This is a genomic window from Ruegeria sp. TASC047 (assembly GCF_059612445.1).
In genome coordinates this window covers 261,644-270,708 of the sequence record NZ_JBXWQP010000040.1, presented here as the reverse complement: position 1 = coordinate 270,708, position 9,065 = coordinate 261,644, and the positions used below count along the sequence as shown (strand labels likewise).

General features: G+C 60.7%; 12 protein-coding genes and 1 tRNA gene. 1 reads left to right on the top strand and 12 read right to left on the bottom strand.

What is annotated here, in order from left to right; all coding sequences use genetic code 11:
- Positions 1-90 precede the first annotated feature (90 nt).
- Positions 91-612, top strand: coding sequence for a tyrosine-type recombinase/integrase (locus tag AC2FLO_RS16690; RefSeq protein WP_496811725.1), 522 nt, complete (start codon positions 91-93; stop codon positions 610-612).
- Positions 613-653: 41 nt separating this feature from the next.
- Here AC2FLO_RS16690 and AC2FLO_RS16685 read toward each other — a convergent pair.
- From AC2FLO_RS16685 to hisD, 12 genes are all read right to left on the bottom strand, one after another.
- Positions 654-728 (bottom strand) — tRNA-Phe (locus AC2FLO_RS16685).
- Between the two features lie 79 nt (positions 729-807).
- On the bottom strand, positions 808-990 hold the full coding sequence (locus tag AC2FLO_RS16680; protein WP_496752976.1) for a DNA gyrase inhibitor YacG: 183 nt from the start codon (positions 988-990) through the stop codon (positions 808-810).
- Positions 987-2,009, bottom strand: coding sequence for a ribonuclease E/G (locus AC2FLO_RS16675; RefSeq protein ID WP_496804114.1), 1,023 nt, complete (start codon positions 2,007-2,009; stop codon positions 987-989). The genes AC2FLO_RS16680 and AC2FLO_RS16675 overlap by 4 nt, the downstream gene beginning before the upstream one ends.
- The gene (locus AC2FLO_RS16670; protein ID WP_496752978.1) at positions 2,006-2,584 is read right to left on the bottom strand and encodes a Maf family protein; all 579 of its coding nucleotides are present in this window, start codon (positions 2,582-2,584) and stop codon (positions 2,006-2,008) included. The genes AC2FLO_RS16675 and AC2FLO_RS16670 overlap by 4 nt, the downstream gene beginning before the upstream one ends.
- Before the next feature lie 11 nt (positions 2,585-2,595).
- Entirely contained in the window at positions 2,596-2,814 is a 219-nt protein-coding gene (infA, locus tag AC2FLO_RS16665) for a translation initiation factor IF-1 (RefSeq protein WP_005978431.1), read from the bottom strand.
- A gap of 91 nt (positions 2,815-2,905) precedes the next feature.
- Complete coding sequence (locus AC2FLO_RS16660; RefSeq protein ID WP_496752979.1) at positions 2,906-3,781, bottom strand: carbon-nitrogen hydrolase family protein; 876 nt, start codon at positions 3,779-3,781, stop codon at positions 2,906-2,908.
- A 229-nt stretch (positions 3,782-4,010) separates the two neighbouring features.
- A complete protein-coding gene (locus AC2FLO_RS16655) occupies positions 4,011-5,507 on the bottom strand; it encodes an amidase (protein WP_496752980.1) in 1,497 nt (498 codons plus the stop codon).
- Between the two features lie 233 nt (positions 5,508-5,740).
- Positions 5,741-6,334: a GNAT family N-acetyltransferase gene (locus AC2FLO_RS16650; RefSeq protein ID WP_496752981.1), complete on the bottom strand. Its 594-nt coding sequence runs from the start codon at positions 6,332-6,334 to the stop codon at positions 5,741-5,743.
- On the bottom strand, positions 6,327-6,725 hold the full coding sequence (locus AC2FLO_RS16645; RefSeq protein WP_480488382.1) for a ketosteroid isomerase-related protein: 399 nt from the start codon (positions 6,723-6,725) through the stop codon (positions 6,327-6,329). Before AC2FLO_RS16645 ends, AC2FLO_RS16650 begins: the two co-directional genes overlap by 8 nt.
- Positions 6,722-7,180 carry an arsenate-mycothiol transferase ArsC gene (locus AC2FLO_RS16640; protein ID WP_209505795.1) on the bottom strand — a complete coding sequence of 153 codons (459 nt, stop codon included), beginning with the start codon at positions 7,178-7,180 and terminating at the stop codon, positions 6,722-6,724. Before AC2FLO_RS16640 ends, AC2FLO_RS16645 begins: the two co-directional genes overlap by 4 nt.
- Before the next feature lie 3 nt (positions 7,181-7,183).
- Complete coding sequence (locus tag AC2FLO_RS16635; RefSeq protein ID WP_171722821.1) at positions 7,184-7,663, bottom strand: UPF0262 family protein; 480 nt, start codon at positions 7,661-7,663, stop codon at positions 7,184-7,186.
- Positions 7,664-7,761: 98 nt separating this feature from the next.
- Entirely contained in the window at positions 7,762-9,063 is a 1,302-nt protein-coding gene (hisD, locus tag AC2FLO_RS16630) for a histidinol dehydrogenase (protein ID WP_496752982.1), read from the bottom strand.
- Positions 9,064-9,065 lie beyond the last annotated feature (2 nt).

Below are 9,065 nucleotides of genomic sequence, written 5' to 3'. Positions count from 1 at the left end.
CTTCGGTCTCTTGTTTGCCATTCGTGGTCCTCCGTTTCCTAAACATAACGGTGGACCAGTTCAGTTGGGGAGGCTCACCCGCACGTTCGAGTGGCGGTGGCGTTGATTATGAATACCGGCCTTGATCCGTCCGATGCGCTTAAGCTGACCCGTCGCCAGATAGACGGCGACACGATCTGGGGCGTCAGGGGCAAGACGGGCCAGGAAGTTGCCGTTCCAATCGGTCCGACGCTGCAAGCGGCTCTGGATGCTGCGCCCACGCACGACGCCGTGACCGTCCTTGCCTCATCAAACAGAAAGCCTTGGACCTACAACGGCTTTTCGACGGTCTGGTACCGCTTCAAGAAAAAGCTGGAAGCTGAGGGCGCTGTGCAACCCGGCCTGACACTCAAGGGGCTGCGGCATACCGTGGCCACGACACTGCGAGAAGCAGGGCTTGAGGAACGCCAGATTGCGGACCTGCTGGGGCAAAAAACCCCATCGATGGCTCGCCATTATTCCCGATCCGCCAACTTGGCAGAGCGTAACCGGATAACGATGGAAACTCTGGAGAAGGAGAACGAACGCCGATCAAAAATTGTCAAACCCTTCAAGAAAACTGTCAAACCCTGAATGGTTCAAGGATGAATATTGAGCATTATCAAGAGTTTGAATGGTGCCCGGGGGCGGAATCGAACCACCGACACGAGGATTTTCAATCCACTGCTCTACCCCTGAGCTACCCGGGCACGGGAACGACGTTTGTCGTTGGGTGGAGGCGTTCTATGACTTGCTACCGGCAGTGTCCAGAGGCTTTTTTACATTTTTTCAGTGCGGTCGCATTGTATTGCGTTCGTCCGCATCGGCCTCGGTCTCAGGGTCGTCTTCGCGCTGAGACGGAACCGCGTAAGAGCCGTTCAGCCACTTGGCCAGATCAATGTCTGCGCAGCGTTTCGAACAGAACGGGCGGAACTTCCTTTGCGTTTCTTCTCCGCAGATCGGACAGCTCATTTCAGGACCTCAGCGACAGGTAACCGGCTGCGTTTGCGCTGCAACTCGAAATGCCCCAGAGGTGTCCATCCCGCCAGTATCGTCTCGTCCGGATCCGACTTGAAGGCCGCACGCAGGGCGGATTCGAACCCTCGTCGGTCTTTCTTGGGCATCGGAGCCAGATCCAGTGTGATCTGCCCCGCCAGCCCGCGCACACGCAATGCACGTGGCAGAGCTTTGGCACAAGCGAAGTTGGCTTTTGTTCCTGCCGCCAGCGACGTATCCGCGCCTGTGTTCACGTCAACGGCCACCAATGCGCGGGTCGGTTCGATAAAAAGATATCCGCCTCCGGGGAGAAGTTCGGAAATGCCACGGGCGACATCCAGCGCGTCCAGCACACCATGGGTTTCAAAACTGCCGGTTTTCGTCACAACCTCGGCAGGATCGGTCCAGTCGCGCCATGCCAGGATATGCGGGCTGTCACCTTCGCTCAGCAGTTCGACGTCGAACCCTTCGTCCGTCATCACTTGTTCAGCTTGCGCAAGCATGGCCGAAATGTCGTCGGCAATATCACCGGCATCCGCATCCATGCAGCAGGAGCGGAGGATCAACCCGTAGGGGCTGTCGCCCATTTGTTCATGAGCGATTTCAAGCAGTTGATCCCGCTTGTCTTCATCCTTGATGCTGCGCGAGATGTTCAGGCCCGGTGCGTCGGGTGTGACAATGGCAAAGCGGCTTTTGAACAGGATACGGTTGGTTACAGGAATGGCCTTGCCGGGCTCGGCATATCCGCCCACCTGCACCAAAAGCGTGGAACCCGGCGCCAACCCTTTGACTTGTCGCAGAAAAGCCGGGCCGTCGGGTGTGGTCAGGAACATACCGCCCTGCCCCTTTACCGGTCGATCGGCACGGGCGCGATAAATGGTGCCCGGTGCCGGCGCGTCGGCGGCGATCAGGAGATCATCAAGCTTTCCGTCGACCATCAATGCCGCGGCCTCGCGGCCTTGGATATGGTCCAGAACGATGGTGCGACCCTTCATGATGCCTCGCGATATAGTGGGTAGCCGATCCCTTGCAGCAAGGCGGCGGTCTCGGACAAGGGCAGCCCTACGATGCCAGTGAACGAGCCCGAAATCCATGGGATGAATGCGCCAGCAGGGCCCTGGATCGCGTAGGCTCCGGCTTTGCCCCGCCAATCACCGGTCGCCAGATAAGCGTTGATTTCAACGTCAGACAGGCGTTTGACCTTGACCTGCGAGACGACATCGCGTTGCAGGATGCGATCCCCGCGCCGAACGGCGACCGAAGTGATCACCCGGTGGCGGCGACCGGACAAAGCGTACAGGAACTCTGCGGCCTGACCTTCGTCCTCTGGCTTGCCCAGAATACGCCGCCCCAGTGCAACTGTCGTGTCCGCGCAAAGCGTGATGTCATCGCTATCCGATTGAACTGCCTTTACTTTTTCACGCGTAATGCGACTGCAATATGGAACCGGCAGCTCACCCTTCAGCGGTGTTTCGTCGATGTCAGGGGGGCGGATGGCATCGGGCTGCACGCCAAGCTGCGCCAGCAGGTCCAGCCGCCTTGGGCTGCCCGATCCCAAGATAAACGCCATCTCGGCAGGCGTTATTTGAAGCGGTAGTTGATCCGACCCTTGGTCAGATCATAGGGGGTCATCTCGACCTGAACCTTGTCGCCGGCCAGAACACGGATGCGGTTCTTGCGCATCTTTCCTGCCGTATGTGCGATGATTTCATGGCCGTTTTCCAGCTCGACCCGAAACGTCGCATTAGGCAGGAGTTCCTTCACGACACCGGGAAATTCGAGCGTATCTTCCTTGGCCATGTTGTCTCCATCATTAGGTTGCGCCCGCAGAATCTGCGGGGATGTGCGCTTAAATGAGCCTATTTTTCCCTTATTTCAAGGGCGGATTCATCTAAAGGATGGATAATGTGACCGTTTCGACTCGGGCGTCCTGCTCTGGCCAATGGGTCCGGTTCAGCACGTGGCCATCGGCGCGGACCTCGGCGATGGCGGACAGGTCGACATCCGCATAGGTCCAGCCGGGTTGGTTCAGAGTGCCTTCGGCCAGCACTCCGGTGGCCGGAAACCCCTTGTCCGGCGGGCCGAAAACGCCGCCCATGCCGGTGTTCATGTCCACAGCTTCGGACCAGCCGTTGGCTCCGACCAGTGACGACATGACCGTAACGCATTGATTTTCCAAGGCTCTTGACATCGCCCCGATGCGAACACGCCAATATCCCGACAGCGCTTCGGTGCAGGACGGAACAAGGATCATATCCGCTTGGCTAAGTGCGCGGCCCAGCAGGGGAAACTCGCTGTCATAACAGATCAGAACACCGATTTTACCCAGCGCGGTGTCGAACAGCTTGAGCGGACCACCCGGCGCAATGTCCCAGTCCTCGCGTTCAAAGCGGGTCATGATCTGCTTGTCCTGATGGTCGCGGCCACCGTCCGGGGCGTAGAACGCAGCGCGGTTCACCGGGCGGCCGGACCCATCCACAACCGGGGCCGATGCGCCCAGAATGTACGTTTTGTACGTGCTTGCGAGACGCGAGTGCAAATTTTGTACATCCTCGAACCGGTCCGAAACCGCGCGGATCGAGCGTTCAAGATCACCCGCCACCTCGGCACCATCGAGCGTCGACACCTCCATCGCGCCGTATTCGGGGAACACCAGCACCCCGGCCCCCTGCCCGGCAGCCTCGGCAACCCAACGGTCCAGCTTGTCCTCGTACTGCGCCCAGCTGTCGAGCCAGTCGAGATCATATGCGGCAGTTGCGACTTTCATTGATGGGATCCCCTGAGCCGATGTGTCGAGGCACTAAACCGTGAGAGCCGCCGCGTGTACAGATCAATCTGGTGTGGGGGATGGGTGAGAGGGGGATGGAGGAGCCCTAGGCAGCCGTCGCCACTAGAACAGGATGCTGCAAGTGCGTTTGACAGCACCGAGCCCGAAGGGGCCAAAGCCTCCTTGGTCGTTCTCGATCTCTAGGCACTTATTGCATTTGAACTGAACGCTAGAGACTGGCCAACGAAACAGGCGCCCAGTCGTCCCACCACGGCTTCGCCTGTTCGATTTCATAGGCCAGAGCGAAAAGCGTGTCCTCTCGACCGGTTGGTGCAACGAAATGGCTGCCAACGGGCAGACCTTCGTTGGTCAGCCCTGCGGGCACAGACATGCCAGGCAATCCAAGTGCGTTCTGGATCGGGGTGTAGGAGGTGAACCTTCCAACGCGCGCGAACATCTCCTCGAAAGGGACGCTCTCATCGAAAAGCGTGCCAATCGCCGGCGCAGGGCCTGGGTTAACCGGTGACAGGAACACATCAAACTCCGACAGCCATGCATCATATCTGGCGCCCAGATCACGCATGTACGCGTCAGCAGCTTCCTGGTCTTCAGGCGTGAACTTGCGTGCGAAGGCAGCCCATTCGCGGACGAATACGTCTAGCAGTTCCGTTTCTTCTGGCGGCCGGCCCGCCTTGGCCGTCGCAGCGTCGGCGAGGCCCACCATGCGGAAGCCGAAGATCTGGTTGAAGCGAAGCTCGAACTCGTCGTCCACGGGGCTTTGCGTGTCAATCACGCTATGACCGAGGTCTTCGCAGAGTTGCGCCATGTCTTCGATGATGCGCTGCACCTCGGGATCGGGCAGGTCGCCGTGATAATTGCGGAGGTCGAAGCCGATCCTGAGCCGGTCGGTGGACGGACCCGAGACGAAAGGGATCGGCGTGTGCGGCGCGGTCGGCGACCGATCCTGCCCTAACGCGAAGAGCATCGCGCTGTCGCGCACCGAACGGCTGACGCAATTGTCGGCCGCATAGGTCGTCTGGTCGCTGGAGCCCCACAGCATGCGCCGCCGGCTCGGCTTCAACCCGAAGACACCGCAGCAGGATGCAGGCATCCGGATGGACCCGCCGCCGTCGCTGGCATGAGCGAGCGGCACGATACCCGCCGCGACCGCAGCCGCGGACCCCCCGCTGGAGCCTCCGGAGGAATGGCCGAGGTTCCACGGATTGCGGCACGGTCCGAGCAGTTGTCCGTTCGTGACGGGAAGTGCTCCGACCTCTGGCATATTGCTCTTGCCGATCAGGTTCAGCCCGGCGGCCTCCTGGGCCAGCGCCAGCGGCGCAGACCTTTGCTGATAATTGTCGCGATACACGCGCGAGCCACTGGTCGTGTATTGCCCTGCAATATCGAGGTTGTCCTTCACCACAAACGGAACCCCTGCGAAAGGGCCCTGGGGGCGCATGTCCGCAGCCTTGTTTCGTGCTGCTTCGTACATCGGGGTCGTTATCGCATTGATACGCCCATCGAGCGCGAGAGCGGCGTCGACTGCGGCTTCGCAAAGCTCCGAAGGTTGCACTTCTCTTGATTTGACGAGGGCGGCGAGACCCAGCCCGTCCGTCGTCAAGAGCAGTTGCCGGATGTCCGAAACCTGCGCTGCAGCTTGTTTTCCGACAGTCGCGCACACGAGGCTCGCCGTCGTCGAGCCCAGAAAATCCCGTCTTGAAAGCATGATTTTCTCCGAATTTTCACGCCAGCCAGTATATCAATTACGCACAGACATGACCATTTTCCTGCTTGGCGATCAACAGGCAGCTAACCCCGTCGCACGGGAAACCTCGGATGACCGCAATGTCCCGCACTGCTGTCAATTAAGATGATCAACATTGCACCAGCAGCGAAGGACCGCTTGGTGGCCTCACTTCTTGCAACACACAGAAAAACCCTGCTCCCCCAACCCGAACCCTACAAATCCCTGATCCAGAACTGCAACGGCTTCAGCGTTTCTCCCTCTTCCCCGATATCCTTCCACGAGAATTGGGCGATTGCGCCGGGTAAGGGCTTGTATCCGCGGGCGCGCCAGAAGGTATCCAGCGGGCGGTAGTGGTCGGGGCGCAGCGGGTGGTCGGTAGGGCGTTGCACGCTGCAAAAGGCGCATTTGGCAAAGCCCAGAGCGCGGGCGTGCCCCTCGCGCGTGTCGAAGAATTTGTGGCCGACGCCCTGCCCGCGATAGTCCGGCAGCAGGACGGATTCAGCGCAATAGAAGATCTGCGACAGGTCCAGCCCGGTGTCTGCGAAGGCCGCGGCGAAATCGTCGGCGTGGTCGGTCAGCGGCGCACCGGTCGAGGCGCCGATCAGGCGGTCGCCATCGAAGGCGCCGACCACGATGGCCTGGTCGCTGTCGCGGTAGGATTGCAGGTATTTGCGTTCGTATTCCAGATCGCCGTCATAGAGATAGGGCCAGGCGTGAAATACCCTGATCCGCAGGCGGGCGACATCATCCAGAGCGGCCCCGAGTGCCGCTCCGGTCAGGGGGCGGACGTCACTGACGTCAGCCATTCGAGACCTGTTTGGTCCAGTCTGCAAGGTTATAGAAAGTGGTGACGCGGGTGATCTTGCCGTCCCTGAGATCAAAGAACGATCCGGCAGGCAGGCGGTAGGTCTGGCCGTGGGCGTCGGGCAGGCCCTCGTCGGTTTCCAGATAGGTGCCGTTGACGATGAACTCGGCCGCGGCGCGGGTGCCGCCCTGAGCCTCGAACACGACGATGTCGGTCAGGTTTTCGCGGTAGCAGCGGTTCATATGGGCGCAAAAGGCCGCGAACTTGTCCTTGCCGACGCGAATCTGGCCTTCGTTCACGTGATGGGCCACGTCATCGGAAAGGCAGGCCAGCATGCCATCGACGTCACCGGCGTTGAAGGCATCGAAATAGGTTTTGACGGTCTGGTTCATGTCCCCTCCGTTGGCTCGCCCCAGCGGTCTTTCAGATGCTGAATGATCTGGTCGCGGGTCTGTCGGTAGTGATGTAGCTTTTGTTCGCGGGTCTCGCCCATCCCGGTAGGGTCCATTATTGGCCAATAATCGACATCGAGGTGAAAAACACGGGTCAGTTCCAGCGCCTGACGCTGGCTGGCGGGTGAAAGCGCCACGACCAGATCGAACGAGCTGAGGTCGTCGCCCCATTCCTGCATCTCGTCGAAGGAGCGCGAGCGGTGGCGGGACAGTTCCACGCCGACCTCGTGGCAGACCGCGATGCTGAAGCCGTCGATTTCCAGATCGTTATGCACACCGGCGGACTGGACATAGGTGCCGGTGCCATAGAATTTCTTCATCAGCCCCTCGGCCATCGGGGACCGAACCGCGTTGTGGTCGCAACAGAACAAGACCGACTGCGGCAGAGGCTTCACGCGTCAGCCCCCAAAATGCAGAACGCAGATCAGCGTGAACAGGCGACGGGCAGTGTCGGTGTCGACATCTGCCTTGCCTTCCAGCCGTTCCTGCAACACGCGGCTGCCTTCGTTGTGGATACCCCGGCGGGCCATGTCGATGGTTTCGATCTGGCTGGGCGGCAGCGATTTCACCGCATCGAAATAGCTTTCGCAGATCTGGAAGTAATCCTTGACCACCTGCCGGAAGGGACCGAGCGACAGGTGAAACTCGGCCGCTTTTTCGTTGGCCTCGGTTTCAATGTCGAAGACAAGCCGTTTGTCGCGGATCGAAAGCTGGAGGCGATAGGGGCCCTCGGGCACAACGCGGTCGTCGCGTTTGGGCAGCGAGAAGCTGTTTTCTTCCAGCAGATCATAGATGGCGACCTTGCGCTCCTGCTCGATCTCAGGCGTGGGCGGCGGCAGATTTCTATCATCCAGTTCGATATGCGAGATGCGGGTCATCTTTACAGTCACATTCCTTGCGTCAGCACAGACCTATAGCAATGATATTCAACGGGCAACGCACAGAAACGCCATATGCGCCCGGTCTTTGCGTCATTTCAGCCATTCAGGCGGTTCAGGCGCGCGGTGACCGAGAGGCCATGCGCCTCGAGGCTTTCCGAGCGCGCCAGCTGTTCGGCAGCAGGGCCGATGGCACGCAGGGCTTCGGGGGTCATCTGGCTGAGCGTGGTGCGTTTGAGGAAATCCATCACGCTGAGGCCAGACGAAAACCGCGCCGAACGCGCGGTGGGCAACACGTGGTTGGGGCCGCCGACGTAGTCACCGATGGCTTCGGGTGTGTACTGACCCAGAAAGATGGCCCCGGCGTGGATGGTTTTTTCGCTCAGCGCGCGCGGGTCGGCCACGCACAGTTCCAGATGTTCCGGGGCAATGCGGTTGGACAAGGCTGCGGCCTCGTCCAAGTTGCGCACGGTAATCACCGCGCCGTAGTCGCGCCAGCTGGCCCCGGCGATGGCGCGGCGTTGCAGGGTTTCCAGCCGTTTTTCGACCGCCTGCGCGACGGACTGGCCGAATGCCGCGTCGTCAGTGATCAGGATCGACTGCGCGCTTTCGTCATGTTCGGCCTGGCTGAGCAGGTCCAGCGCGATCCAGTCGGGGTCATTGTCCTTGTCGGCGATGACCAGAATTTCCGAGGGGCCGGCGATCATGTCGATACCGACCTTGCCAAACACGCGCCGCTTGGCGGCGGCGACAAAGGCGTTGCCCGGCCCGGTGATCTTGTTGACCGGCGCGATGGTGTCGGTACCATAGGCCAGCGCCGCCACGGCCTGCGCGCCGCCGATGCGATAAACCTCGTCCACACCCGACAGCTGTGCCGCCAGCAGTACCAGCGGGTTCACTTGCCCGTCGGGCGTGGGCACCACGATGGCCAGCCGTTCCACACCCGCCACCTTGGCCGGGATGGCGTTCATCAGCACCGATGACGGGTATGACGCCAGCCCACCCGGCACATAAAGCCCTGCGGCCGAGACGGCAGACCAGCGCCAGCCGAGTGTTGCGCCCGTTGCATCCGTCCATTCCTGATCCTCGGGCATCTGCCTTTCGTGATAGGCCCGGATGCGGGAAGCCGCCAGTTCCAACGCCGTGCGATCTTCGTCCGAGACCTGCGCCACCGCATCCGCGATGTCCTGTGCGCTGAAGGCCAACGTTTCGGGCGTCAGCGTCAGCCGATCGAATTTGGCCGTCAGTTCGATCACCGCCGCATCGCCCCGGTTGCGCACATCGTCGATGATCTGCGCCACGACCGCATCCACATCCGCGCTGTCCTCGCGCTTGGCCGAGAGCAGAGTCCGGAAGGCGGGTTCGAAATCGGGCGATGTGGTATCTAGGAAAACGGGCATGA

Bases quoted from the DNA above. Each gene is read 5' to 3' on its own strand.
- AC2FLO_RS16650 (WP_496752981.1), bottom strand. From the start codon at position 6,334: ATGGCTGACGTCAGTGACGTCCGCCCCCTGACCGGAGCGGCACTCGGG.
- AC2FLO_RS16670 (WP_496752978.1), bottom strand. From the start codon at position 2,584: ATGGCGTTTATCTTGGGATCGGGCAGCCCAAGGCGGCTGGACCTGCTG.
- infA (WP_005978431.1), bottom strand. From the start codon at position 2,814: ATGGCCAAGGAAGATACGCTCGAATTTCCCGGTGTCGTGAAGGAACTC.
- AC2FLO_RS16675 (WP_496804114.1), bottom strand. From the start codon at position 2,009: ATGAAGGGTCGCACCATCGTTCTGGACCATATCCAAGGCCGCGAGGCC.
- AC2FLO_RS16645 (WP_480488382.1), bottom strand. From the start codon at position 6,725: ATGAACCAGACCGTCAAAACCTATTTCGATGCCTTCAACGCCGGTGAC.
- AC2FLO_RS16660 (WP_496752979.1), bottom strand. From the start codon at position 3,781: ATGAAAGTCGCAACTGCCGCATATGATCTCGACTGGCTCGACAGCTGG.
- AC2FLO_RS16635 (WP_171722821.1), bottom strand. From the start codon at position 7,663: ATGACCCGCATCTCGCATATCGAACTGGATGATAGAAATCTGCCGCCG.
- AC2FLO_RS16680 (WP_496752976.1), bottom strand. From the start codon at position 990: ATGAGCTGTCCGATCTGCGGAGAAGAAACGCAAAGGAAGTTCCGCCCG.
- hisD (WP_496752982.1), bottom strand. From the start codon at position 9,063: ATGCCCGTTTTCCTAGATACCACATCGCCCGATTTCGAACCCGCCTTC.
- AC2FLO_RS16655 (WP_496752980.1), bottom strand. From the start codon at position 5,507: ATGCTTTCAAGACGGGATTTTCTGGGCTCGACGACGGCGAGCCTCGTG.